This window comes from Clostridium sp. AF12-41 (assembly GCF_003461685.1).
GTDB classification, from domain to species: domain Bacteria; phylum Bacillota; class Clostridia; order Lachnospirales; family Lachnospiraceae; genus Otoolea; species Otoolea fessa.
In genome coordinates this window covers 180,836-206,234 of the sequence record NZ_QTXO01000003.1, presented here as the reverse complement: position 1 = coordinate 206,234, position 25,399 = coordinate 180,836, and the positions used below count along the sequence as shown (strand labels likewise).

General features: G+C 50.4%; 23 protein-coding genes. 21 read left to right on the top strand and 2 right to left on the bottom strand.

Annotated features, from left to right (window positions below):
• Window positions 1-42: 42 nt before the first annotated feature.
• The 18 genes from DWV73_RS06840 (at window position 43) to DWV73_RS06755 (ending at window position 20,140) form a co-directional block, all read left to right on the top strand.
• Window positions 43-1,245: a sugar ABC transporter substrate-binding protein gene (locus DWV73_RS06840; RefSeq protein WP_107000589.1), complete on the top strand. Its 1,203-nt coding sequence runs from the start codon at window positions 43-45 to the stop codon at window positions 1,243-1,245.
• A gap of 137 nt (window positions 1,246-1,382) precedes the next feature.
• Window positions 1,383-2,354, top strand: a complete 972-nt coding sequence (locus DWV73_RS06835) for an ABC transporter permease (protein ID WP_107000588.1) — start codon at window positions 1,383-1,385, stop codon at window positions 2,352-2,354.
• Window positions 2,355-2,372: 18 nt separating this feature from the next.
• Entirely contained in the window at window positions 2,373-3,872 is a 1,500-nt protein-coding gene (locus tag DWV73_RS06830) for a sugar ABC transporter ATP-binding protein (protein WP_117796233.1), read from the top strand.
• Between the two features lie 10 nt (window positions 3,873-3,882).
• Window positions 3,883-4,854 carry an ABC transporter permease gene (locus tag DWV73_RS06825; RefSeq protein WP_107000586.1) on the top strand — a complete coding sequence of 324 codons (972 nt, stop codon included), beginning with the start codon at window positions 3,883-3,885 and terminating at the stop codon, window positions 4,852-4,854.
• A gap of 32 nt (window positions 4,855-4,886) precedes the next feature.
• Window positions 4,887-5,999: a GntR family transcriptional regulator gene (locus tag DWV73_RS06820; protein ID WP_107000585.1), complete on the top strand. Its 1,113-nt coding sequence runs from the start codon at window positions 4,887-4,889 to the stop codon at window positions 5,997-5,999.
• 23 nt (window positions 6,000-6,022) lie between these two features.
• Window positions 6,023-7,462, top strand: coding sequence for an L-arabinose isomerase (gene araA, locus DWV73_RS06815; RefSeq protein WP_117796232.1), 1,440 nt, complete (start codon window positions 6,023-6,025; stop codon window positions 7,460-7,462).
• Between the two features lie 162 nt (window positions 7,463-7,624).
• Window positions 7,625-9,232 carry an FGGY-family carbohydrate kinase gene (locus tag DWV73_RS06810; RefSeq protein ID WP_117796231.1) on the top strand — a complete coding sequence of 536 codons (1,608 nt, stop codon included), beginning with the start codon at window positions 7,625-7,627 and terminating at the stop codon, window positions 9,230-9,232.
• Window positions 9,233-9,235: 3 nt separating this feature from the next.
• Window positions 9,236-9,934, top strand: coding sequence for an L-ribulose-5-phosphate 4-epimerase (locus tag DWV73_RS06805; protein WP_107000582.1), 699 nt, complete (start codon window positions 9,236-9,238; stop codon window positions 9,932-9,934).
• A gap of 250 nt (window positions 9,935-10,184) precedes the next feature.
• Entirely contained in the window at window positions 10,185-10,841 is a 657-nt protein-coding gene (gene fsa / locus DWV73_RS06800; RefSeq protein ID WP_022358583.1) for a fructose-6-phosphate aldolase, read from the top strand.
• A gap of 135 nt (window positions 10,842-10,976) precedes the next feature.
• Window positions 10,977-11,444, top strand: a complete 468-nt coding sequence (gene rimP / locus DWV73_RS06795) for a ribosome maturation factor RimP (protein ID WP_022358582.1) — start codon at window positions 10,977-10,979, stop codon at window positions 11,442-11,444.
• Window positions 11,445-11,467: 23 nt separating this feature from the next.
• Complete coding sequence (nusA, locus tag DWV73_RS06790; RefSeq protein WP_117796230.1) at window positions 11,468-12,658, top strand: transcription termination factor NusA; 1,191 nt, start codon at window positions 11,468-11,470, stop codon at window positions 12,656-12,658.
• 105 nt (window positions 12,659-12,763) lie between these two features.
• Entirely contained in the window at window positions 12,764-13,039 is a 276-nt protein-coding gene (locus DWV73_RS06785; protein WP_117796229.1) for a YlxR family protein, read from the top strand.
• On the top strand, window positions 13,026-13,334 hold the full coding sequence (locus tag DWV73_RS06780) for a ribosomal L7Ae/L30e/S12e/Gadd45 family protein (protein ID WP_107000578.1): 309 nt from the start codon (window positions 13,026-13,028) through the stop codon (window positions 13,332-13,334). The genes DWV73_RS06785 and DWV73_RS06780 overlap by 14 nt, the downstream gene beginning before the upstream one ends.
• Before the next feature lie 73 nt (window positions 13,335-13,407).
• Complete coding sequence (gene infB / locus DWV73_RS06775) at window positions 13,408-16,779, top strand: translation initiation factor IF-2 (protein WP_117796228.1); 3,372 nt, start codon at window positions 13,408-13,410, stop codon at window positions 16,777-16,779.
• 16 nt (window positions 16,780-16,795) lie between these two features.
• Window positions 16,796-17,188 (top strand): 30S ribosome-binding factor RbfA, encoded by a 393-nt coding sequence (gene rbfA / locus DWV73_RS06770; protein WP_022360140.1) that lies wholly within the window; start codon window positions 16,796-16,798, stop codon window positions 17,186-17,188.
• Complete coding sequence (locus tag DWV73_RS06765; RefSeq protein WP_117796227.1) at window positions 17,181-18,152, top strand: bifunctional oligoribonuclease/PAP phosphatase NrnA; 972 nt, start codon at window positions 17,181-17,183, stop codon at window positions 18,150-18,152. The genes rbfA and DWV73_RS06765 overlap by 8 nt, the downstream gene beginning before the upstream one ends.
• 82 nt (window positions 18,153-18,234) lie before the next feature.
• A complete protein-coding gene (gene truB / locus DWV73_RS06760; RefSeq protein WP_022360142.1) occupies window positions 18,235-19,212 on the top strand; it encodes a tRNA pseudouridine(55) synthase TruB in 978 nt (325 codons plus the stop codon).
• 1 nt (window position 19,213) lies between these two features.
• Entirely contained in the window at window positions 19,214-20,140 is a 927-nt protein-coding gene (locus tag DWV73_RS06755; RefSeq protein WP_117796226.1) for a bifunctional riboflavin kinase/FAD synthetase, read from the top strand.
• 21 nt (window positions 20,141-20,161) lie between these two features.
• Here DWV73_RS06755 and DWV73_RS06750 read toward each other — a convergent pair whose 3' ends face one another.
• Complete coding sequence (locus DWV73_RS06750) at window positions 20,162-20,587, bottom strand: DUF3842 family protein (RefSeq protein ID WP_107000574.1); 426 nt, start codon at window positions 20,585-20,587, stop codon at window positions 20,162-20,164.
• A gap of 206 nt (window positions 20,588-20,793) precedes the next feature.
• On the opposite strand from DWV73_RS06750, the gene DWV73_RS12875 reads away from it, so the two are divergent.
• Both DWV73_RS12875 and carB read left to right on the top strand, forming a co-directional pair.
• The gene (locus DWV73_RS12875; RefSeq protein ID WP_207661063.1) at window positions 20,794-20,937 is read left to right on the top strand and encodes a hypothetical protein; all 144 of its coding nucleotides are present in this window, start codon (window positions 20,794-20,796) and stop codon (window positions 20,935-20,937) included.
• A gap of 60 nt (window positions 20,938-20,997) precedes the next feature.
• Entirely contained in the window at window positions 20,998-24,210 is a 3,213-nt protein-coding gene (gene carB / locus DWV73_RS06745; RefSeq protein WP_117796225.1) for a carbamoyl-phosphate synthase large subunit, read from the top strand.
• 297 nt (window positions 24,211-24,507) lie between these two features.
• Here the strand turns inward: carB and DWV73_RS13145 are convergent, their stop codons facing one another.
• On the bottom strand, window positions 24,508-24,918 hold the full coding sequence (locus tag DWV73_RS13145; RefSeq protein WP_347472254.1) for a hypothetical protein: 411 nt from the start codon (window positions 24,916-24,918) through the stop codon (window positions 24,508-24,510).
• A 27-nt stretch (window positions 24,919-24,945) separates the two neighbouring features.
• On the opposite strand from DWV73_RS13145, the gene DWV73_RS13140 reads away from it, so the two are divergent.
• Window positions 24,946-25,191, top strand: coding sequence for a hypothetical protein (locus tag DWV73_RS13140; RefSeq protein ID WP_347472253.1), 246 nt, complete (start codon window positions 24,946-24,948; stop codon window positions 25,189-25,191).
• Window positions 25,192-25,399 lie beyond the last annotated feature (208 nt).

The following is a 25,399-nucleotide window of genomic DNA, read 5'->3' as shown; positions in this document are numbered from 1 at the left end:
GGGGTGCCGCTTGCAAAGAAAATTTTATGGGAGGTAGTTAGAATGAAAAAAATGTTCAAACGTGCCGCTGCATCCATGACAGCAGCAGCGATGGCAGTGAGCATGACCGCATGCGGCGGCTCTGGAGCAGCAAATGCGACACAGGCAGCAGATGCTTCTGCAGCAGAAGGAAGCGAGGCAGCAGCTTCGACGATCGACAACAAAGACATCAAGATCGGTGTTTCCATCTGGTCCTCCACCGATGTACTTGGTTCCCAGTGTAAGCTGATCATCGACGAGGCAGCAAAGGCTCTGGGCGTTCAGGTTCAGTATGTTGACCAGGGTCATGTGTCGGAGAAGGTTACCGCATCCGTAGAGCAGTTAGCAGCAGCAGGATGCCAGGGTATCATCATCTGCAACTCTTCTGATACAGAGATGACATCCGCTATTAAGACATGTAATGACAATAAAGTATATCTGGCACAGTTCTTCCGTGTTATCAGCCAGGAGAACAGCAAGGATATCTATGATTTAGCAACCGCATCACCGTACTACATCGGCGCTGTTCATGAGAACGAGCCGGAGAACGGTGAAAAATTAGTTCAGATTCTTCTGGACAAGGGCGACAGAAACATCGGTCTGATCGGCTGGGAGCAGGGCGACGCTACCTGGCTTGGCAGATGGGAAGGCTACAAAGCTGGCGTTGAGAAATGGAACGCAGAGCATCCGGATGATCAGGCAAAACTGTCTGAGCCGCAGTACGCAGGTACTTCTTCTGAGGGTGGTTCCAAGGCAGCAGAGGCTCTGATGTCCGCAGATCCGACTCTGGATGCACTGATTCCGGCAGGCGGCGGCGGTGACCCGCTTCAGGGCGCTATCGCAGCAGTTGAGCGTGCAGGCAAGACTCAGGATATCGACATCGTTTCCACAGACTTCCTTCCGGATCTGGGCGAGAGACTTGAAAATGGTTCTATGGCCGGTGAGTCCGGTGGACATTATTGCGATCCGCTTATCGCTTTCATGATGGTTTACAACGCAATCAAGGGCAACTACACAGGTATCGAGGGCAACTTCGAGGACGTTCCGTTCCCGTATCTGTATGTATCTTCTCCGGACGACTACAAAGCATATGAGCAGTACTTCGTAGATCAGCTTCCATACACCGATGAGGAACTGGTAGCTATGTCCGAGCTTAGCTTGGATGACCTGAAAGCAACTGCAGCTGGTATCTCCATCGAGGATGCTGCACAGAGAGCAGGCAACTAATTAGTTCAGAAACTGATTCAAATTATAGAATTTTAAGAGGCTGAATGTAATAGAAAAGGCCGGTATCGCACGGCGCGATGCCGGTCTTTTCTTTAAAAGAAAAAAGAAACTGAGCAGTTATGAATGAGGTATAAAATATGGGTTCTTCTGTTGTTGAAACAACCGGAAAGAAAAAACTTTCGGGAACTGCCAAGGGTTATATCATCCTGGTGGGTTTGGTAGTGCTTTCCTGGGCGATTTTTAAAGCTTTGACGCCGGGCAATTTTGGTTCTCCGGCCAATATGCTGAGTTATTTTCAGGCCAGCCTGATCGCGACGGTTGGCGCTGTTGGTTTTTACTTTGTTATGGTTATGGGTATGTTCGATTTCTCCATCGGCGCGAACATCATGCTTTCAGCGATTGTAGGCTGTGTATTTGCCTCTCGTTTCGGCATGGGATATGCCGGTCTTATCATCGGCAGCGTGCTGACTGGTACGATTGTCGGACTTTTAAACGGTGTTTTTTATGTAAAACTCCGTATCCCGTCCATGATTGTAACGACGGGTCTGGCTCTTATCTATGAGTCGGTTGCCAACTACATCGCAGGCGGCGTGGAGCAGACGCTTCCGTCCAACCTCCGTGCATTCGGACAGATGCCGTGGAACATTATTCTGGCACTTCTGGCATGTGTGGCAGCTTACATTTTCTTAAATTATACAAAGATTGGTACGTATACATATGCGATCGGCAGCAACGAGTTCGTAGCGAAAAACATGGGTATCAATGTTAATAAGTACAAAGTACTTGCATTTATCTTAAGCGGCGCATTTTTAGGCGTTATGGCGATTTTAACGATCAGCTACGGTTCCTCCATGGTAGCGGTAACCGGTATGGCGTCGATGAGCCGTAACTTCGTTCCGACGATGGGATGCTTCTTCGGTCTGGCGTTTAAGAAATATGGCATGCCGCTGCAGGCGATCGTCATCGGCGAGTTTGTTATCAACATTATTTTCTTTGGTTTCATCGCGATGGGCGCACCGACAGCAATTCAGGACGTTATCACAGGTCTGGCACTGTTAATCATAATCACGCTGACCACAAAAGCGGAAAAAGGCGAGATTGTCAAGTAAATCGAGGGAGGAAATGCAATGAGCGAGGTAAGATTACAGGTAAAAAATCTTTGCAAGTCCTTCGGTATCACGAAGGCAGTTCAGAATGTGTCTTTTAATGTCAATAAAGGCGAGGTTCACGCGCTGATCGGAGAGAATGGTTCCGGTAAATCGACGCTGACCAACATGCTGACCGGCATCTACAGTATCGGAAGCGGTACCTTCATTCTGGATGGGAAAGAGATTCATCCGAAGAATCAGGTAGAAGCCAACAACGAGGGTGTTTCTATCATCGTACAGGAGTTAGGAACCTTGTCAGGACTTACAGTAGCGGAAAATATATTCCTGGGACACGAAGATCAGTTCGTACATATGGGAATTAAAAATACAAATGCCATGAATAAAAAGGCGACGGAGCTTCTGAAACAGTACGGCTTCGAGCGTATCAAGGCGGCAGACATTATCGACAACTACAATTTCGAGGACCGGAAACTGGTCGAGATCGTAAAGGCGACCTACTTCAATCCGAAGATTGTTGTCATTGATGAGACGACCACGGCACTTTCCCAAGAAGGTCGTGAAGAACTTTACAAACACATGAACCGCATCCGTGAGAGCGGCAACACAGTCATCTTTATCTCCCATGACCTTCCGGAGATTCTGGATAAATCCGATACCATCACAATCCTGCGGGATGGTGTTTATATCGACACTGTAAAGAGCAAGGATGTGACCGAGGACGATCTGAAACGTCTGATGGTAGGTCGTGAGGTAACCGGTGATTATTACCGTGCAGACTACGGCGAGAAGGTATCGGATGAAGTGGTTCTTTCAGTGAAAAATGTGACGGTTCCGGGACTGATTGAGGATGTGTCTTTTGACCTTCACAAGGGCGAGATTCTGGGCTTCGGCGGTCTGTCTGAGTCCGGTATGCATGAGATCGGCAAAGCAATCTTCGGCGCATCCTATGACAGAACCGGTACGGTAGAGCTGGCAGACGGAACGCAGATCAACGATATCCCGAGCGCGATCAAGCACAGCATCGCGTATACATCGAAGGATCGTGATAATGAGTCGGTCGTTTTAAACCAGAGCATTGGCGACAACATCTGCCTGCCGTCCCTGGATTCGCTGGCAAACAAGATTCACCTGTTGAGCGATAAGAAATTAAGAGAATTTTCCAACCAGTTTGCAAAACAGATGTCCGTCAAGATGGTAAACGTAAACCAGTTTGTTTCGGAGCTTTCTGGTGGTAATAAGCAGAAGGTCGTTCTGGCAAGATGGATTGGAAAAGATTCCGATATTGTCGTTCTCGACAGTCCGACCCGTGGTATTGATATTAAGGTTAAACAGGACATTTACCAGTTAATGAACCAGATGAGAAAGAATGGAAAATCGATTATCATGATTTCCGAGGAGCTGATGGAGCTGATTGGTATGTGCGACCGCATCATTATCATGAAGGACGGCAAGATCAGCGGTGAGCTGGAACGTGATGAGGCGATGGATGAGAACAGCCTGATCACGATGATGGTATAAGGAGGATGCAATGGAGAATCAAGTTAAGACAAGTACGGAAAATAAAGAGCAGCAGCTCAAAAAGTTATCAAAAATGACGATGATCCGTTCGCTTCTGCCGATTGCGGGACTGATTATTATCTTTCTTATGTTCAATGCCCTGACGAATTTCCGGATGATGAATAACCTTCCTCTGGTACTTTCCCAGGTGTATGTCACTATGATTTCGGCAACCGGCGTATTCTTTATCATGACGATGGGCGGTCTGGATTTCTCCCAGGGTTCCATCCTTGGTATTGCATCGATTGTTGTCTGCATGGTTTCCAAGACCAGCATTCCACTGGCGATTGTGGCAGGTATCGCGGTTGGTGCAGCGATCGGTGCCATCAACGGTTACTTCTATGTATACCGCAAGATTAAATCCTTCATCGTTACGATTTGTACGATGTTCTTATTCCGTGGATTTATCAAATATCTGACGACCAACGCGCCGGTAGCCGGCTCTGCGATGTTAATCAACTTCGACAGCACTGAATTAAAGCTGGCTTGTACGTTGGTGGTCCTGATTATCGGATTTATTTTATTCCGCTTTACCAAGTTTGGTACTTATTTAAAGGCGATCGGAGCAGGTGAGAAAGCAGCGATGTTCTCCGGCATCCGTACCGACCGCATGAAGTTCCTTATCTACACACTGGCAGGTGCGATCACAGGATTTGCCGCATTTATCAATGTTATCAAGGTTGGTTCGGTTACTTCTTCCGGTGGTAACCAGCTTGAGACCCAGATCCTGATTGCACTGGTACTGGGCGGTATGCCGATTTCCGGTGGTGCGAAGGTACGTTTTGAGAATATCATCGTTGGTTCTCTTCTGTACATCGTCCTGAACAGTGGTCTGACGATGATGGGCTTTACCACACAGATGATGCAGCTCATCCAGGGTGTTGTATTCCTGATATTCGTAGCTGTATTCGCAGACCGTCAGTCTCTGCAGGTTATCAAATAGGACAGACAAAAGCGACATCTGGAGGTTACAGTATGAGGGAGAACAGCAGCCGGAATCAGGGTGGACTTAAATATCAGAAGCTCTACAACTGGGGTCGGACGCTGATTATGAGCGGGGTGCTCCGGAATATGGACAAGTTTCCATCCGAGCATATGCTCCAGAATAAATTTGGATACTCCCGCCAGACGGTCCGCAACGCGCTCGACCGCCTGGAGCAGGACGGGCTGATTGCCCGGGTCAAGGGAAGCGGCACATACGTTTCCTATGCGCCGGAGAAGGATAAGGAAGAACGTCCCCGCATCGGACTGATTCTCAGTTATTTTTCAGATTACCTGTTTCCGCAGGTGTACGAGGGAATCGAGTCCGTCCTGCGGGAGGAAGGTTATGAGATCAGCGTTTCGGTCACGCGCAACCGCTTAAATGATGAGGCCCTGTATCTCAAGGGGATGCTGGGGCGCAATGTGTCCGGACTCATCATCGAGGGGACGCGTTCCAGTTTCCCGAATCCGAATCTGCGGCTTTACAAGGAGATACGGCGGAGAAATATTCCGACGCTGTTTATTCACAATCATTACCAGAATGAGACGTTTGACAGCGTGGAGATGTCGGATGCGCGCGCGGGCTATGAGCTGACGCGGATTTTGATACAGAACGGACATACCCGGATCGGCGGTATTTTCAAATACGATGACTGGCAGGGGATCGAGCGTTACCGCGGCTTTATCGAGTGCCTGTCGGATTTCGGGATCGATTTCCAGGAGGACTGGATCCGCTGGTATTCGACCCGGGATATGGAAGAAAAATTAAGCAAAAAAGGACTCCAGCGGATGTACCGCCGGACGAAGGACTGTACCGCGATGATCCTCTACAACGACGAGGTAGCGGGCAGCTATATGGATTTTTTAAAGGACCGCGGACTGCGCGTGCCGGAAGATATTTCCCTGGTATCGTTTGATGATGCCGGACCGGTGCAGGAGGGGGATCTCACGATCTTGTCCGTGATTCATCCCAAGTACAATCTTGGGCGGCTGACAGCGCGCAATCTTCTGCGGATGATAGAGGATTCGGATTGGCAGGAAAAGAAGTATTCGTACCGGTTTCCGGTGATGTTTAACAACGGAAATTCGGTTCGGGATATACATTGAAAATGACAAGGAGGCAGATTAAAATGAAAAAGTTATACTTTATTGTGGGTTCCCAGGACTTATACGGAGAGGAATGCCTGAAACAGGTTGCAGAAGACAGCCGTCAGATGGTTGCATTCTTAAACGAAAAAGTGGGCGATCTGGCAGAGATCGAACTTCTTCCAACCGTAGAGACTTCTGAAATCTGTATTCAGGATATGCGGAAAGCTTCCAATGATGATGACTGTGTCGGCGTTATCACATGGATGCACACCTTCTCCCCTGCAAAAATGTGGATCAAAGGTCTGCAGGAATTAAGAAAACCGCTGCTTCATTTACATACACAGGCAAATGAGAAGCTTCCGTATGATGAGATCGACATGGATTTCATGAACCTGAATCAGTCCGCACATGGCGACCGTGAGTACGGCTTCATCGTTGCCAGAATGGGTATTCCGCATGAGGTTGTAGCTGGATATTACAAACATGATGATGTGGTAGCAAAGATCCGCCAGTTTGCATCCGTTGCAAAGGCTATCTCCTACTCTAAGTCCTTAAAGGTAGCTTCCTTCGGCAACAACATGCGCGAGGTGGCGGTTACCGACGGCGACCGCGTAGAGAGCCAGATCAAATACGGCTGGGAGTGCAACTACTATGCACTGGGCGATCTGGTTGACATCATCAACCAGGTAACCGAGGAAGAGATCGACGCGAAGATGAAAGAGTATACCGATAAGTATACAATGAAGACCGACCGCATTGATTCTGTCCGCGAGCAGGCTAAATACGAAGTGGGTCTGGAGAAATTCCTCTTCACGAACGGAATCGGTGCATTTGCAGACACCTTCCAGGATCTGCACGGCTTAAAGCAGCTTCCGGGTATCGCAGCACAGAACCTGATGGGCAAAGGCATCGGCTTTGGTCCGGAGGGTGATTACAAGATTTCCGCTCTGTCTGCAGTCCTGATGAAGATGTCCGAGGGCAAAGAGGGCGCAACCGGCTTTATCGAGGATTACACCTACGATCTGACTCCGGGACAGGAGTTAGAGTTAGCTTCCCATATGCTGGAGGTTCCGCCGGCATTTGCAGCAACCAAACCGGAGATCGATGTAATTCCGCTGGGTATCGGCGGCAAGGAGGATCCGGCAAGACTGATCTTCGACGGCGTGACCGGCGATGGTATCCAGGTAACGATGGTAGATATGGGCGACCATTTCCGCATCATCTGTGCAGATATTGAGCTTGTAAAACAGCCGAAACCGATGCCAAAACTTCCGGTGGCGAGAATTATGTACCGTCATAAACCGAACTTCCAGATCGGTACGGCTGCATGGTGCTACGCAGGCGGCGCTCATCACTCCGTTGTATCTACCGCTCTGACAAGAGATGACATCGCTATGTTCGCGCGTCTGACCGGTACCGAGTTAATTACAATCGGCGAAGATACGACAGAGGCTGATTTACAGAAATTCTTTATGAAATAATAGGGTGTTTGAAAGATAAAAAAATTTGAAAAAGACGTAACTGCATAAGTTTTCGCCACAATTGTGAAAATAAAATAGTTATGAATGACGGGGCGTGCCGCAGCCAAGGGGATGATAATTCCGGCGGCGGTGCGCCTTTTTGCTACAATGAGGAGGATGGATATGGGCCGCAGTGCGGAAGAGATCAAGAAAGACATAGAGAGCGGAAATACAGCGCTCGGAATTGAATTTGGCTCGACCCGAATCAAGGCAGTATTGACGGACGGCACGACCGCGCCGATCGCGCAGGGGAGCTATGAGTGGGAAAACCGTCTGGAAAATGGTATCTGGACCTATTCCCTGGAAGATATCTGGAAGGGCTTAAAGGACTGCTATGCGGATCTGGCTGCCGATGTGAAGAACCAATACGGTTTAACGCTTAAAAGGGTTGGTGCGATGGGCGTCAGCGCCATGATGCACGGCTATATGGCATTTGATGCGGACGGAAAGCTGCTCGTTCCGTTCCGTACCTGGAGAAATACGATGACCGCCGAGGCAGCAAGACGCCTGACGGACCTGTTTAACTACAATATCCCGCAGAGATGGAGTATTGCACACCTGTATCAGGCAGTGATCAACGGCGAGGAGCACGTATCCCACGTGCATTTTCTGACCACCTTAGCCGGATATGTACATTGGAAACTGACTGGCAAGCAGGTACTTGGCGTCGGCGATGCTTCGGGTATGTTCCCGATCGACCCGGCAACCGGACAGTATGATGCTGAAATGCTGGATAAGTTCGAAGAAATGATGGTTCCGAAGGGATATCCGTGGAAGCTGCGCGACCTTCTGCCGGAGGTTCTGAGCGCTGGCGATGAGGCGGGAACGCTGACTGAGGAAGGCGCGAAGCTGCTGGATGAGAGCGGCAATCTGGAAGCTGGCATCCCGCTGTGCCCGCCGGAGGGCGATGCAGGAACCGGTATGACTGCAACCAATAGTGTGGCAGTTCGCACCGGTAACGTATCTGCCGGAACTTCCGTGTTTGCGATGGTTGTTCTGGAAAAGACTCTGGAGACGGTTCACCAGGAGATTGACATGGTAACTACGCCGGACGGCCATCTGGTCGGTATGGTTCACTGCAACAACTGTACCTCCGATCTGAATGCCTGGGTAGGTCTGTTTGAAGAGTTCTATGAGCTGATGGGTCAGAAAACAGACCGCAACACCCTGTTTGGAACCCTGTATCGCAAGGCGCTTGAGGGCGATGAAGACTGCGGAGGACTGATGTCCTACTGCTACCTCTCCGGCGAGCCGATCACCGACTTCGAGGAGGGACGCCCGCTGTTTATGCGCCATCCCGACAGCAAGCTGGGGCTGGCAAACTTCATGCGTACCCACTTATACAGTTCCCTGGCAACCCTGAAATATGGTCTGGACATTCTGTTCAAGGAAGAGCACGTGACACTGGATAAACTGATGGGCCACGGCGGATTCTTCAAGACCAAGGGCGTTGGACAGCGTATCATGGCGGCAGCGGCTGATGTGCCGGTATCCGTTATGGAGACAGCCGGTGAGGGCGGTGCCTGGGGTATCGCGGTTCTGGCGGCATACCGCAAGGATAAGAAGCCGGGACAGAGCTTGTCCGATTACTTAAATGAGCAGGTATTTGCAGATGCAAAGGCGGAGACGATGGAGCCGGATGCAAAGGATGTCGAGGGCTTCAATGCGTTTATGACAAGCTATATCAATGGTCTGGCTGCCGAGAGAGGCGCCGTAGAAGGAAGGTTTTAATCGATGCTGGAAGAATTAAAAAAAGAAGTATACGAAGCCAATATGCTGCTTCCGAAATACGGTCTGGTTACCTTTACCTGGGGCAATGTTTCCGGGATTGACCGCGAGAAGGGGCTGTTTGTCATCAAACCGTCTGGCGTGGACTATGACAAACTGACGCCAGATGATATGGTTGTCATGGATCTGGAAGGAAACCGCGTTGAGGGAACGCTGAATCCGTCCTCTGATACAAAAACCCACCTGATTCTTTATAACCGTTTTCCGAAGATCGGCGGCGTGGTTCACACGCACAGCCCGTGGGCGACTTCCTGGGCGCAGGCGGGACGCGACATTCCGTGCTACGGAACGACCCATGCAGATTATATTTATGGTTCCGTTCCATGCGCGAGAAACTTAAATGAGGAAGAATTAAAGAATTATGAGTGGAACACAGGCGTGCTGATTGCAGATTTGTTTGAGGAGAGGAAGCTCGACCCGATGGCGGTGCCATGTGTGCTCTGTAAGAACCATGGACCGTTTACCTGGGGCAAGGATGCGCATGAGGCGGTTCACAACGCGGTTGTACTCGAGGAGGTTGCCAAGATGGCGGCGCGCTGCGAGATGATCAATCCGGATGTGAAGGAAGCGCCGCAGTGCCTGCAGGATAAACATTATCTGCGGAAGCATGGTCCGGGGGCGTATTACGGACAAGGAAATTTATAGTTACTGTTCACGGGTAGGCACTTTTGAAACCGAAAGTGCCGTAAGAAAACGTGGTGGCAGCAGGAATTTGCCGTATTTAAATGCGAAGCCACGGCAAATTCCGTTACTGGGCACGTATGCGTGAACAGTAACAATTTGTAAAATATAGATTCAAGTATGGAAATAGATGGGACAAGTATGGTATACTTATGCATAGTAGATATAGGAGATACTGGCTATCTATCTTATAAAAATTAGGAGGATATGGGAAATGAAATTTTTTATTGATACCGCGAATGTTGATGAGATCCGTGAAGCGAATGATATGGGTATTATCTGTGGCGTTACCACAAACCCGTCTCTGATTGCAAAAGAAGGCCGTGATTTTAATGAGGTTATCAAAGAGATTACCAGCATTGTAGATGGACCGATTTCCGGTGAGGTTAAGGCTACGACTGTGAAGGCAGAGGATATGATCGCCGAGGGTCGTGAGATCGCTAAGATTCATCCGAACATGGTTGTTAAAATCCCGATGACTACCGAGGGCTTAAAGGCTGTGAAAGCTCTGTCCGCTGAGGGCATCAAGACCAATGTAACCCTGATCTTTACTGCCAACCAGGCACTTCTGGCTGCAAGAGCAGGCGCTACATACGTTTCTCCATTCTTAGGCCGTCTGGATGACATCTCCACCAACGGTACAGACCTGATTTACGATATCGTAGAGATCTTTGACAATTATCCGGAGATTTCCACCGAGATTATCTGTGCTTCCACCAGACATCCGATGCACATCATCGAGTGCGCGAAGGCTGGCGCTGACATCGCAACGGTTCCGTTCAAGGTTCTGATGCAGATGGTAAAACACCCGCTGACCGATGCTGGTATCGAGAAATTCAAAGCAGATTATGAGGCTGTATTCGGTAAATAAAAAGAAACAATAGGAAATACCTCTTGAACTTCCGAAAAAAGCATGTTATACTAGGCACGATAACATAATAGACTGACTGGAAAGAGTGGACAAAAAAGTCCACTCTTTCTAATTTCATAGAAAGGTGGTGGGGGTGTGGCAAAGGGAGAGCAGTACGAAGCACGGGTAGAGGCGTGGATCACGCCGGTTCTGGAGCAGCATCAGTTTGAGCTGGTTGATGTGGAGTATGTCCGTGAGGTCGGCGTCTGGTATCTGCGGTGCTACATTGACAAAGAGGGCGGTATTACCGTTGATGACTGCGAGGTAATCAGCCGTCTGCTTGGTGAATGGCTGGATAAGGAAGATTTCATCGAGGACAGCTATATACTGGAGGTGAGTTCTCCGGGACTGGGACGTCCTCTGAAGAAAGAGAAAGATTTTGCAAGAAGCATCGGCAAAGATGTGGAGATCCGCCTGTATAAAGCGATCGACAAACAGAAGGAATTTACAGGAACGCTTACGTCCTATGACGCGGATTCCGTGACACTCACGATGGAGGACGGCAGCGAGCGTACATTTGAAAAATCAGGGATTGCTTTGATTCGTTTAGCCTTTGATTTTTAGACGGTAGGAGGAGATAAAATAAAATGAATAAAGAGTTGATTGAGGCAATAAATCTGCTGGAAAAAGAAAACAATATCAGCAAAGATGTTCTTTTAGAAGCGATTGAAAATTCTCTGCTGACAGCATACAAAAACAATTATGGCCGGGCAGATAATGTCAAGGTAAACATCAACCGTGAAACAGGAGATTTTTCCATCGTGGCAGAGCGTGAGGTTGTGGAGACCGTAGAGGATCCGATGACCCAGGTAAGCCTGGCAGAGGCAAAGCTCTTAAACAGCAAGTATGAGCTGGGCGACATCGTTCAGTTCTCTGTCAATTCCAAGGAGTTTGGACGTATCGCCGTTCAGAACGCGAAGAATGTTATCTTACAGAAGCTTCGTGAGGCAGAGCGCAACGCCCTGTATGAGGAGTGGCACTGCAGAGAGAAAGATATCGTAACGGGTATCGTACAGCGCTATGTAGGACGCAACATCAGCATCAACTTAGGCAAGATCGACACGATCTTGAACGAGAGTGAGCAGGTAAAGGGCGAGGTATTCAAACCGACCGAGCGTATCAAACTGTATGTCATCGAAGTAAAAGAGACACAGCGCGACCCGCGTATCACCGTATCCAGAAGCCATCCAGATCTGGTAAAACGCCTTTTTGAGTCTGAGGTTGCCGAGGTCCGAGACGGTACCGTAGAGATCAAGGCGATCGCACGTGAGGCAGGTTCCCGTACGAAGATGGCAGTCAGCTCCAACGACCCGAACGTCGATCCGGTCGGTGCATGTGTCGGCTTAAACGGCGCGCGTGTTAGCGCGGTTGTCAATGAGCTGCGCGGTGAGAAGATCGATATCATCAACTGGGATGACAACCCTGCATTCCTGATTGAGAACGCGTTAAGCCCGGCAAAGGTTATCCTGGTTGCAGCAGATGAGGAAGCACGCGAGGCACAGGTGATCGTTCCGGATTACCAGCTTTCCCTGGCAATCGGTAAAGAGGGGCAGAATGCACGCCTGGCAGCCCGCCTGACCGGCTTCAAGATCGATATCAAGAGCGAGACACAGGCAAGAGAGTCCGGTCTTTTAGATGAGCTTGAGAGCGGTTATGAGGAAGGCTTCGAGGGCTACACCGATGACCCGCTGATCAGCGTGGCAGAGGAAGACACAGCCGAGGCAGCAGAAAATGAGGCGGCTGAGGGCACAGAAGAGCCGGTAGCGGAGCAGGAATAATCCTGACAGATAATGTGCGGGGATGCTGATTTCGGGCGGAACGAGCAGATTTGGCAGAAAGAAAGCAGCAGAACCGGGATTTGACAGAAATGGAAGTGATAGACAGTGGGAGCAAAGAAAGTGCCGCTCAGACAGTGCATCGGATGCGGAGAAATGAAGAGCAAAAAAGAAATGATCCGCGTTTTAAAGACAGCCGACGATACGATCGAGATTGACGCGACAGGCCGTAGGAATGGACGCGGCGCCTACCTCTGTCCTTCGATGGACTGCTGGAAAAAGGCGGTAAAGAGCAAAGGACTGGAGCGGTCGCTCAAGATGGCGATTCCGAAGGAAGTCTATGAGGCGCTGGAAAAGGAGATGGAGCAGTTTGGAGAATCGTAAAAAGGTGCTGAATCTTCTGGGACTGGCGACGCGCGCCGGAAAGACGGCAAGCGGCGAGTTCATGACCGAGAAAGCGATCAAGAGTGGAAAAGCGTATCTGGTGATCGTGTCAGAAGAGGCGTCGGATAATACAAAAAAGATGTTTGAAAATTCATGTGCATACTACAAGGTTCCCGTGTACCAGTTCGGCATGAAAGAAGAGCTGGGACACGCGATGGGAAAAGAGATGAGAGCGTCTCTGGCCGTTTTGGATTCCGGTTTTGCAAAGGCGTTAAGAGAGAAGTTAGATGATTAACGCTTTTCTGGGCGGGCTCTTTTAGGAGCTTATGCAGAACGGGAAGGCAGTGCCGGAACGGAGGTAGCAAAACATGAGAGTTAATGAGTTGTCAAAACAGATTGGCAAATCAAATAAAGAAGTTTTAGAGATACTGCAGAAAAATCATTTTGACGTAAAAAGCCATTCTTCCAAGGTGACGGAGGAACAGGCAGAAGCAGTCAGATACTTCCTTGCAGGAGCAAAGAGACAGACGACAGCGTCAAAGACAGATACAGGAAAGGCGGAAACAAATCGAGTGGAAGATATAAAGAAAGAGCCGTTAGAGGCAGAGAAGAAAGAGGCGGAGAAGACAACTGAGCCGCCGAAAAAGCGGATTGCAGCGGTTTATCGTCCGCAGAACAGCGTACAGAGAGGAAGCCGTCCGGCAGGCAAGGCCAATACAGGAAACGCAGCCAAGACCGGCGCACCGGCAAGCCGTCCGGCAGCAGCAGGCGCAGATCAGACCGTACAGCCGGCTAAGAGCGCAGCTCCGGCGGAGAACCGTGACGGACAGAGAAGCGGCTATCAGGGAAACCGCGACGGACAGAGAAGCGGCAGCTACCAGGGAAGCCGTGACGGACAGAGAAGCGGCGGCTATCAGGGAAACCGCGACGGACAGAGAAGCGGCGGCTATCAGGGAAACCGCGATGGACAGAGAAGCGGCGGCTACCAGGGAAGCCGCGACGGACAGAGAAGCGGCGGCTATCAGGGAAACCGCGACGGACAGAGAAGCGGCGGCTATCAGGGAAACCGCGACGGACAGAGAAGCGGCGGCTATCAGGGAAACCGCGACGGACAGAGAAGCGGCGGCTATCAGGGAAACCGCGACGGACAGAGAAGCGGCGGCTATCAGGGAAACCGCGACGGACAGAGAAGCGGCGGCTATCAGGGAAACCGCGACGGACAGAGAAGCGGCGGCTATCAGGGAAACCGCGACGGACAGAGAAGCGGCGGCTATCAGGGAAACCGCGACGGACAGAGAAGCGGCGGCTATCAGGGAAACCGCGACGGACAGAGAAGCGGCGGCTATCAGGGAAACCGCGACGGACAGAGAAGCGGCGGCTATCAGGGAAACCGCGACGGACAGAGAAGCGGCGGCTATCAGGGAAACCGCGACGGACAGAGAAGCGGCGGCTATCAGGGAAACCGCGACGGACAGAGAAGCGGCGGCTATCAGGGAAACCGCGACGGACAGAGAAGCGGCGGCTATCAGGGAAACCGCGACGGACAGAGAAGCGGCGGCTATCAGGGAAACCGCGACGGACAGAGAAGCGGCGGCTATCAGGGAAACCGCGACGGACAGAGAAGCGGCGGCTATCAGGGAAACCGCGACGGACAGAGAAGCGGCGGCTATCAGGGAAACCGCGATGGACAGAGAAGCGGCGGCTATCAGGGAAACCGTGACGGACAGAGAAGCGGCGGCTATCAGGGCGGCCGTGATGGTCAGAGAGGCGGACGCGATGGACGCGGCGGTTTAAATATTCCGAAGCCATCCTTTGACAGCCCGGTTGTACAGAAACCGCAGAACAACAAGCAGAATAAGAATAATTACAAGAACGATAAATACAGCAAGATCGACCATGAGGAAGAGATGCACTCCAAGGGAAGAGGCGGAAAGAACGTAAAGAGCGCTGTTCAGCCGCCGCAGAAGAAGGAGGCAAAGGTTGAGGAGATCAAGACAATCACGATCCCGGAGGTAATCACCATCAAGGATCTCGCAGACAAGATGAAACTTCAGCCGTCTGTGATTGTAAAGAAGCTCTTTTTACAGGGCAAGGTTGTCACCATCAATCAGGAAGTAGATTACGAGCAGGCAGAAGAGATCGCGATGGAGTTTGACGTACTCTGTGAGAAAGAGGTCAAGGTTGACGTCATCGAGGAACTTCTGAAAGAGGAAGAAGAGGATGAGAAGGACATGGTAACCCGTCCGCCGGTTGTATGCGTTATGGGCCATGTCGATCATGGTAAAACCTCCCTTCTGGATGCAATCCGCCAGACCAATGTAACTGCAAAAGAGGCAGGCGGTATCACCCAGCACATCGGTGCGTACATGGTAGAGATCAACGGACAGAAGATCACATTCCTCGATACGCCGGGACATGAGGCATTTACCGCAATGCGTATGCGTGGTGCAAAATCCACTGATATTGCAATCCTCGTTGTTGCAGCAGATGACGGTGTTATGCCGCAGACCATCGAGGCGATCAACCATGCGAAGGCAGCAGGTGTTGAGATCATTGTAGCGATCAACAAGATCGATAAGCCGAGTGCCAATATTGAGAAGGTAAAACAGGAGCTTATCGAGTACGAACTGGTTCCGGAGGACTGGGGCGGCAGCACCATCTTCGTTCCGGTATCTGCACATACCAAGGAAGGTATCAAGGAACTGCTTGAGATGATCCTTCTGACCGCAGAGGTCAAAGAGTTAAAGGCAAACCCGAACCGTAATGCGAGAGGTCTTGTCATCGAGGCGGAGCTGGATAAGGGTAAAGGTCCGGTTGCAACCGTCCTGGTACAGAAGGGTACCCTGCATGTCGGTGATCCGATCGCGGCAGGCGCCTGCTACGGCCGTGTCCGTGCGATGATGGACGATAAGGGACGCCGCGTCAAAGAGGCTGGTCCGTCCACTCCGGTCGAGATTCTGGGTCTTAATGACGTGCCGAACGCCGGCGAGGTATTTGTACAGCCGGAGAACGAGAAAGAGGCAAGAAGCTTTGCAGAAACCTTTATCTCTGAGAGCAAGAATAAGTTAATTGAAGATACAAAGATGAAGCTTTCCCTGGACGATCTGTTCTCCCAGATCAAGGCAGGAAATGTAAAGGAACTTCCACTGATCGTCAAGGCAGACGTACAGGGTTCTGTCGAGGCAGTAAAACAGAGCCTGATGAAGCTGTCCAACGAGGAAGTCGTAGTCAAGGTCATCCACGGCGGTGTTGGTGCGATCAACGAGTCCGACGTCAGTCTGGCAGCCGCATCCAACGCGATCATTATTGGTTTCAATGTGCGCCCGGACGCAACCGCGAAGTCCATCGCAGAGCGTGAGAAAGTAGACGTTCGTCTCTACCGCGTCATCTATCAGGCAATCGAGGATGTCGAGGCAGCGATGAAGGGTATGCTTGACCCGATTTACGAGGAGCAGGTAATCGGTCACGCCGTTGTACGTCAGACCTTCAAGGCTTCCGGCGTTGGTACTATCGCTGGTTCCTACGTCCTGGATGGTAAATTCCAGAGAGGCTGCAAGGCACGTATTACCCGTGACGGCGAGCAGATCTTCGATGGTCCGCTGGCATCCTTAAAGCGTTTCAAGGACGACGTGAAGGAAGTTGCTTCCGGATACGAGTGTGGTCTTGTATTTGAGAAGTTCAACGATCTGCAGGAAGACGATATGATCGAAGCATATGCGATGGTAGAGGTTCCGCGCTAGAAAGGCAGAGGGATTCATGCGTAAAAATAGCATTAAAAATACAAGAATTAACAGTGAAGTACAGAGAGAGCTGAGTTCCATCATCAGCCGTGAGCTGAAAGATCCGCGGATTCATCCGATGACAACGGTTGTCTCCGTGGAGGTAACTCCGGATCTCAAGTACTGCAAGGCGTATATCAGCGTGTTAGGCAACGAGGAAGCGGCGAAGGATACGATCCAGGGACTGAAAAGTGCTGTCGGATTTGTCCGCACCCAGCTTGCAAAACGCATTAATTTACGGAATACGCCGGAAATTACATTTATTCTCGATCAGTCGATTGAGTACGGTGTACACATGACCCGCCTGATCGATGAAGTAACTGAAAACCTCAGAGACTCAGAATCGGGAGATGAGGAAGAAAATGAGTAAAAATATCTTAGAGGCGTCACTGGAAGGGGCAGAGCACATCGTGCTGCTTGGTCACATCCATCCGGACGGGGACTGTATCGGAACGACTCTGGGACTGCTTAACTATCTGCGGGAGAATTATCCGCAGATAGAGGCAGAACTGTTTCTCGACCATCCGGCTGCTAAATTTTCTTATATGAATGATTTTGAGAAAATTCATACCGAGATTGTGCCGGAAAAACAGTTTGATCTGTGCATTACACTGGATGCCAGCGACAAAGAGCGTCTGGGCAGCTACGCGGTCTATTTTGACAACGCCGCCAAGACACTCTGCATCGATCATCACAGAACCAATACAGGATTTGCAGAACAAAATTACATCATTCCGGACGCAAGCTCCTGCAGCGAAGTGTTATACACGCTTCTTGATGAGGCAAAGATCAGCAGGGAGGCGGCAGAGTGTCTCTATACCGGAATTGTGCATGACACAGGTGTATTTAAGTACAATTCAACGACCCGGAAAACGATGGAAATCGCGGGCGCGCTGATGGAAAAAGGCGTGAACGCGGCGAAGATCATCGACGACAGCTTTTACCGCAAGACCTACGCACAGAACCAGATTCTCGGAAAAGCGCTACTTGGCAGTACACGGATTCTGGATGGAAGATGTATTTTCAGTGTGGTTTCCCAGAAAGAAATGGAGTTTTACGGTGTCGATACGAACGATCTGGATGGCATTATCGATCAGCTCCGGATTACCGAAGGAGTGGAATGTGCCATTTTCATCTATGAAAAGGCGTTCAACGAGTACAAGGTCAGCCTTCGTTCCAACGACTATGTCGATGTGAGCAAGGTGGCGGCGTATTTCGGCGGCGGCGGACACATCCACGCGGCGGGCTGCACGATGCAGGGACATCCGAGGGATGTGATCAACAACCTGACGGGACATATTGAGAAACAGATGGATGCCCGTAGGGAGGAATAGGAGGTTCTGTTGCTGATTGCGCTGCCTGCTTTCAGGTGCACAGCGCATGGACGGTAATAGTTCTGATTTTTTAGGAGATTTTATGTTTCACGGTGTGATAAACATTTATAAAGAACCGGGGTTTACGTCCCACGATGTGGTGGCGAAGCTCCGGGGCATTTTGAGACAGAAAAAGATCGGTCATACGGGTACGCTCGATCCGGCAGCGGAGGGCGTACTCCCTGTATGTCTGGGGAAGGGCACGAAGCTGTGCGACCTTTTGACGGATAAGAGGAAGACGTATCAGGCAGTTCTTTTGCTGGGAACCGAAACTGATACGCAGGATATGACAGGAACGATTCTTTCGGAGAAACCGACGGAACAGCTGACAGAACCGGCAGTCCGCGGGGCGGCGGAGAGCTTTGTTGGTCCGTATATGCAGGTACCGCCGATGTATTCGGCGCTCAAGGTCAACGGAAAGAAGCTCTACGAGCTGGCGAGAGCCGGAAAAGAGGTAGAGCGGGCAGCACGCCCGGTGGAAATCTATGATCTTCAGATAGATGCGGTGGAACTGCCGCGTGTGACGATGACCGTGACCTGTTCCAAGGGAACCTACATCCGTACCCTGTGCCATGACATCGGTGAAAAGCTGGGATGCGGCGGCTGTATGGAAAAACTGATCCGCACCCGCGTCGATCGATTTGCGATCGGGGACAGCCTGCGCCTGTCCGAGGTGGAAGCGCTGGCGAAAGCCGGTCAGATCGAGGATAGGATTGTGCCGGTGGATGGAATGTTTGAGGACTGCCCGGCGTATGTGTCGGAGAGCGAAGTTCTGGATAAGCTTCTGCAGAATGGAAATCCATTCCCGAAGGGGCTGGGACCGAGAGACGGCTGCTTGGTGCAGATCGGAAGCAGTTTGGCTGAACACCAGGTTTCTGCGGATGGAAACTCAGAGATGGTACTTCCGGATTCTGGAATCATCCGCGTCTATGACAGCGCAAACCAGTTTATCGGTCTCTATGCCTATCAGCCGGAGAAGAAACAATGGAAACCACGTAAGATCTTTCTGGGAGGAGAGTAAGATGCAGTATTTTGCCGGAACCAGAGAATTTCAGATAAAAGAGCCGACTGCGGTCACGATCGGTAAGTTTGACGGTCTTCACAGAGGGCATCAGAAGCTGCTGCGGGAAGTGATGCGGTATCGGGAAAAAGGATATAAACCAGCGGTGTTTACCTTTGAGACGGCACCGGGAACCTTGATCCGGGGAAAGCTGCAGACGATGATCACGACCAACGAGGAGCGCGAGGAGAACCTGCGCGAGGCGGGGGTGGAGTATCTGGTGGAATATCCGTTCAACCAGGAAGTCGCACATATGGACCCGGAACAGTTTGTTGCCGAGATTCTGGTCGGCAAGATGGGCGCAAAGGCGATCGTGTCCGGTCCGGACTGCCATTTTGGCTACCAGCGGAAGGGCGATGCTGAACTGCTTCGGAAACTGGCACCGAAATATGGATATGAGGTATCGATCGTTGAAAAGGCGATGGATGGCGAACGCGAGATCAGCAGCACCTATATCCGGGAAGAGCTGGCGAAGGGAAATATCCGCAAGGCGAATGAACTGTTGGGATACGAGTACCGGATCAGCGGACAGGTGGTACACGGGGAGCATTTAGGCTCCACCCTAGGGTTTCCGACGGCGAATATCCTGCCGGGAATCCAGAAACATCTTCCGGCGTTCGGGGTATATCTCTCCCGGACGGTGATTGATGGTGCTTCTTATGGAAGTATCACGAATATTGGAAAAAAACCGACGATTGCCGGAGAACGACCGGCGGGGGCGGAGACATATATCTATGATCTGGATGAAAACCTGTATGGGAAAAAGATAGAGGTTCATTTTTTAGATTTTATGCGGCCGGAGATGAAATTTTCCGGGGTGGATGAGTTGAAGATGCAGGTTTTGAAGGATAAAGAGACCGGGAGAAAAATGCACGGAGCGGAACGATGAGAGTTCAGCTTCGTGCATTTTTTAAATATGATTCAGGTAGGCAGCTGCTTCCTCTGCCGCCAAATGGATATATTCATTCATTGGTAAATTCTGTGTTCCTACTAAAATATGGCGGCAATAGGAGCTTCCACTGACAGGAATCAGGATTTTCTGGGCGCGGCTTTGTCCGATGGCGGCTGCCATGGCGGGGGTGATTTCTCCTAAGAGGGAGTCTGCAATGACGATGCCGATTGGTCCGATGATTAGGTCGGCATCGCGGCAGGCGACGAGAACGGGGTTTTCTCCGGTGGCGCCCATGGCAGCTCCGGCTTTCATCATCGCGGCAGTGGCAGTGGTGTTGGCACCGAGCGCGAGAAGCGGCTGTCCGGGACAGAGTTTCTGGATTTCTTCTACGAGAGCGCGCCCCATGCGTCCGCCCTGACCGTCGATGATGACAACTTTTTTCATAATGGATACCCCCTTTCCTTTTCGTAGGATTTTCGTAGGACAAGATAATAAAAAAGAATATGCCTTGGCACATTCTCGCGCAGGAACGAAAATAAGAGGGTCTAAATCTGCCTTTTGGACAAAATAAACACCCCAGTATATCTTTACTATAATATCATACATTTTGAAAAAAGAAAAGCAAAAAAGATCGATTTTTGTAAAATTTTTTGTTTACAAATAAAGCGCTTTCTATTATAATGCTGATAATGGCTAACTGGGGTCTGGCAGAGCTGCGATTGGCGGAGGCTGTCAGGGTGACGGAAGATCAGACAGACGCGCGTGAAGGCACCGCGGAGGTGCTTGATTTTTAGTTGATCCGGGAGGCCGCTTTTTTAAAGCCAAAAAACAGCAGACAATGAGAGGGAGAAAACATGAGGAGAAATGACATTCACAAAGTATTGATTATCGGTTCCGGTCCAATCATTATCGGACAGGCGTGTGAGTTCGATTATTCGGGAACACAGGCGTGCAAGGCACTGAGAAAACTCGGCTATGAGATTGTGCTGGTCAATTCCAATCCGGCTACGATTATGACGGATCCGGAGACAGCAGATGTGACTTATATTGAGCCGCTGAACGTAGACCGTCTGACTCAGATCATTGAAAAAGAGCGCCCGGATGCGCTGCTCCCGAACCTGGGTGGACAGTCCGGACTGAACCTCTGCTCCGAATTGGCAGCAGCAGGTGTTCTGGATAAATATGATGTTAAAGTAATCGGCGTTCAGGTTGATGCTATCGAGCGTGGTGAGGACCGTATCGAGTTTAAGCATACAATGGAAAGCCTGGGCATCGAGATGGCTAGAAGTGAGGTTGCCTACAGCGTTGAGGATGCACTGGCAATCGCAGATAAACTGGGTTATCCGGTTGTTCTTCGTCCGGCTTACACCATGGGCGGCGAAGGCGGCGGTCTTGTATATAACGTAGAAGAACTGAAGACCGTGTGTGCAAGAGGCCTGCAGGCCAGCATGGTTGGTCAGGTTCTGGTAGAGGAGTCTATCCTTGGATGGGAAGAGCTTGAGCTGGAAGTTGTCCGCGATGCGAAGAACAACATGATCACTGTCTGCTTTATTGAAAATATTGATCCGCTGGGCGTACACACCGGAGATTCCTTCTGTTCTGCTCCGATGTTAACCATTTCGGAAGAAGTGCAGAAACGTCTGCAGGAGAAATCCTACAAGATCGTAGAAGCAATCCAGGTAATCGGCGGTACCAATGTACAGTGGGCACACGATCCGAAGACAGACCGTGATATTGTTATCGAGATCAACCCGAGAACCTCCCGTTCGTCCGCACTGGCATCCAAGGCAACTGGTTTCCCGATTGCACTGGTATCAGCGATGCTGGCAACCGGTATGACTCTGGATGAGATTCCATGCGGCAAGAGCGGCACTCTGGATCAGTATGTTCCGTCCGGCGACTATATTGTTATCAAGTTTGCACGCTGGGCATTTGAGAAGTTCAAAGGCGCAGAGGACAAGCTGGGAACCCAGATGAAGGCAGTCGGCGAGGTTATGAGTATCGGAAAAACCTACAAAGAGGCATTCCAGAAGGCGATTCGAAGCCTGGAGAGAGGCCGCTACGGTCTTGGTCATGCGAAAGACTTCGATAAGAAGACAAAAAAAGAACTGCTTGCGATGCTGCATGTTCCGAGCAGCGAACGTCAGTTTATTATGTACGAGGCACTTCGTAAGGGCGCTACCGTAGACGAGCTGTTCGAATTAACCAAGATTAAACATTACTTCATCCAGCAGATGAAGGAACTGGTAGAAGAGGAAGAAAGCCTGATGCAGTATAAGGGCGAGGTTCCGCCGGCTGAGGTTCTCCGCCAGGCGAAGCTGGACGGTTTTGCAGATAAATATTTAAGCGAGCTGTTAGGCGTTACAGAGGAAGAGATCCGCGATGCAAGAACCAAAGAAGGTATCGTAGAAGGCTGGGAGGGCGTACACGTAAGTGCCACACCGGATTCTGCATACTACTTCTCCAGCTATCACATCAAGGATCAGAGTCCGTGCAGCGACAACAAGAAGATCATGATTCTGGGCGGCGGTCCGAACCGTATCGGTCAGGGTATTGAGTTCGACTACTGCTGCGTACATGCAGCTATCGCTCTGAAAGAGCTTGGATTTGAGACAATTATCGTTAACTGCAACCCAGAGACCGTATCTACAGACTATGATACCTCCGATAAACTGTATTTCGAGCCGCTGACTCTGGAAGATGTATTAAGCATCTATCATAAGGAGAAACCGCTGGGAGTTATCGCACAGTTTGGTGGCCAGACACCGCTGAACCTGGCAGCAGACCTGAAGAAATATGGTGTCAATATTCTGGGTACAACTCCGGAAACCATCGACATGGCAGAGGATCGTGACCTGTTCCGTGCGATGATGGATAAACTGCAGATTCCGATGCCGGAGTCAGGCATGGCAGTTACCGTTGATGACGCATTAGAGATTGCGAATAAGATCGGTTACCCGGTTATGGTTCGTCCGTCCTATGTACTTGGCGGCCGCGGCATGGAGGTTGTTCATGACGATGAAGCGATGACCTTCTATATGAGAGCAGCTGTCGGTGTAACTCCGGATCGTCCGATCCTGATTGACCGTTTCCTGCATCATGCAACCGAGTGTGAGGCAGATGCTATCAGCGATGGCGAGAACGTATTTGTTCCGGCTGTTATGGAGCATATTGAGCTGGCAGGTATCCACTCCGGTGACTCCGCTTGTATCCTTCCGTCCAGAAATCTGACCAAGGATCAGGTAGAGACAATCCGCGATTACACAAGCCGTATCGCAAAAGAGATGCACGTAGTAGGTCTGATGAACATGCAGTATGCAATCGAGGACGGCGAAGTATACGTGCTGGAGGCAAACCCGAGAGCATCCCGTACCGTGCCGCTGGTATCTAAAGTATGCAACATCAAGATGGTAAAACTGGCAACGGATATCATGACTTCCTACTTAACAGGCCGTCCGTCACCGGTTCCGGCACTGAAAGAGAAGAAGATTCCGCACTACGGTGTTAAGATGCCGGTATTCCCGTTCAAGATGTTCCCGGAGGTTGACCCGGTACTTGGACCGGAGATGCGTTCCACCGGTGAGGTTCTTGGTATGTCCGCCAGCGTTGGTGAGGCTATCTACAAGGCACAGGAAGCAACCCAGACACGTCTTCCTTCCTCAGGAACTGTCCTCCTGAGTGTCAATGACAAGGATAAGATAGAGCTGATCGAGGTTGCAAGAGGCTTCTACGAGTGTGGCTTTACCCTGATGGGTACAGGCAGAACCTGTGATGTGATGGTAGCAGCAGGACTTCCGGCTGAGAAGGTATGCAAGATCAACGAAGGCCGTCCGAACATTTTAGATAAGATTACCAACGGAGAAGTGGCAATCATTATCAATACCCCGAACGATAAGAAGGGCAGAGGCGATGACAGCTACATCCGTAAGGCAGCTGTAAAGGCGAAGATTCCGTACTTCACCAACATGGCAGCAGCAAAGGCTACCGTACAGGCTTTGAGAAGTATCAAGAAGAACGGACATCTGGAGGTTAAGTCCCTGCAGGAGTTCCATAGCGAGATTCAGTAAATAAAAATAAAAGGGTAAAATCCATTGTTACAGAGTCGTTTCAGTGGATTTTACCGTGACAGTGAATTAATTGAGCTGTTATAGAAGAGAGCGTCTGCCCGGCTGTGAATGCGGGGCTGGCGCTCTTTTAATTGCAGATAGAAATTTTCTGAACTGAAAATTCCGTATGATATCATATCGATAGCAGATTTTGCCGATTTGAAATGCGAAGCATCGGTAAAATCCCGTTGATGTGCACGGAATGAGTGAGCAGCAACGAATATATCAGCTTTGCTGACCAGAATCACGCGCCAAGTCTCACGGACGTTCGACTTGAAATACGAGATGCAGCAGCCATGCTCCCAAAATGATTGAAAGCACATACACCGCGTTTCCGGCAAAAATTCCAAATTTAGCAGCGATCTGGGAGTACATAATCTGCGTGGTCGCGTAGTACGGCGTGATATAAAACATATCTGCGTTTCCATACGGATGCGAGGTAACATTGATGATGGTTGCGATGACACATCCGACCGCAAATACAGCTGTAGACTGCCAAAATCCTTTGGCGGTTGGCAGCACCATGCGGGAAAAGGCGATGAGCAGTCCGATGAAGATCAGAAGGATATGCCAGATAAATCCATGCAGGGTCAGCGTCCAGTACGGGTGCATCAGACCGGACGGATCGATGAACACCATGACGGCGCCGAGCAGATTGTAATTATACATAAAAGTGCAAAAAATACGTTGATATTTATGCGGAACAAAGGGCAGCAGCAGGCAGAGGTACATCGGCAGGCTGCAGAGCTGAAATGGAAAATACCACCAGTCGTAGTGCCGGTTGTTTTCTATGTAATAGAGAAAAAGCTGTTTGTAGACCTCGGAAAACGCCAGAAAGACGCCGCAGGCAAAGAGCAGACGCAGGCGGAATGTTTCGGAGCGCGCCCGCAATTTCCATGCGGCAAAGGCGGCGAGCGGGATGCCGATCAGCATAAATACTAAATGAAAGGGAGACCAGACTGCGGGCGGTGTCATGGACCAGGCAGTTAAGGTAAGTAGACGGGAAATCATAAAAAGCCTTCTTTCGTAATAAAACCTAAGGAATGGTTCCGTATCTTGTGAATCATGCTGCAAGCGACCGCGCCCGGCGAGAGAATGTGACAAGGCACATTCTCTTTACGGAAGCAGATGCCCAGTACAGAGAAAACGG

Bases quoted from the DNA above. Each gene is read 5' to 3' on its own strand.
- DWV73_RS06765 (WP_117796227.1), top strand. From the start codon at position 17,181: ATGAGTAAAAATATCTTAGAGGCGTCACTGGAAGGGGCAGAGCACATC.
- DWV73_RS06755 (WP_117796226.1), top strand. From the start codon at position 19,214: ATGCAGTATTTTGCCGGAACCAGAGAATTTCAGATAAAAGAGCCGACT.
- DWV73_RS06825 (WP_107000586.1), top strand. From the start codon at position 3,883: ATGGAGAATCAAGTTAAGACAAGTACGGAAAATAAAGAGCAGCAGCTC.
- DWV73_RS06750 (WP_107000574.1), bottom strand. From the start codon at position 20,587: ATGAAAAAAGTTGTCATCATCGACGGTCAGGGCGGACGCATGGGGCGC.
- araA (WP_117796232.1), top strand. From the start codon at position 6,023: ATGAAAAAGTTATACTTTATTGTGGGTTCCCAGGACTTATACGGAGAG.
- DWV73_RS06805 (WP_107000582.1), top strand. From the start codon at position 9,236: ATGCTGGAAGAATTAAAAAAAGAAGTATACGAAGCCAATATGCTGCTT.
- infB (WP_117796228.1), top strand. From the start codon at position 13,408: ATGAGAGTTAATGAGTTGTCAAAACAGATTGGCAAATCAAATAAAGAA.
- DWV73_RS13140 (WP_347472253.1), top strand. From the start codon at position 24,946: ATGCGGAACAAAGGGCAGCAGCAGGCAGAGGTACATCGGCAGGCTGCA.
- carB (WP_117796225.1), top strand. From the start codon at position 20,998: ATGAGGAGAAATGACATTCACAAAGTATTGATTATCGGTTCCGGTCCA.
- rbfA (WP_022360140.1), top strand. From the start codon at position 16,796: ATGCGTAAAAATAGCATTAAAAATACAAGAATTAACAGTGAAGTACAG.
- DWV73_RS06820 (WP_107000585.1), top strand. From the start codon at position 4,887: ATGAGGGAGAACAGCAGCCGGAATCAGGGTGGACTTAAATATCAGAAG.
- DWV73_RS06810 (WP_117796231.1), top strand. From the start codon at position 7,625: ATGGGCCGCAGTGCGGAAGAGATCAAGAAAGACATAGAGAGCGGAAAT.
- DWV73_RS06830 (WP_117796233.1), top strand. From the start codon at position 2,373: ATGAGCGAGGTAAGATTACAGGTAAAAAATCTTTGCAAGTCCTTCGGT.
- DWV73_RS06840 (WP_107000589.1), top strand. From the start codon at position 43: ATGAAAAAAATGTTCAAACGTGCCGCTGCATCCATGACAGCAGCAGCG.
- truB (WP_022360142.1), top strand. From the start codon at position 18,235: ATGTTTCACGGTGTGATAAACATTTATAAAGAACCGGGGTTTACGTCC.
- DWV73_RS13145 (WP_347472254.1), bottom strand. From the start codon at position 24,918: ATGTATAATTACAATCTGCTCGGCGCCGTCATGGTGTTCATCGATCCG.
- fsa (WP_022358583.1), top strand. From the start codon at position 10,185: ATGAAATTTTTTATTGATACCGCGAATGTTGATGAGATCCGTGAAGCG.
- nusA (WP_117796230.1), top strand. From the start codon at position 11,468: ATGAATAAAGAGTTGATTGAGGCAATAAATCTGCTGGAAAAAGAAAAC.
- DWV73_RS06835 (WP_107000588.1), top strand. From the start codon at position 1,383: ATGGGTTCTTCTGTTGTTGAAACAACCGGAAAGAAAAAACTTTCGGGA.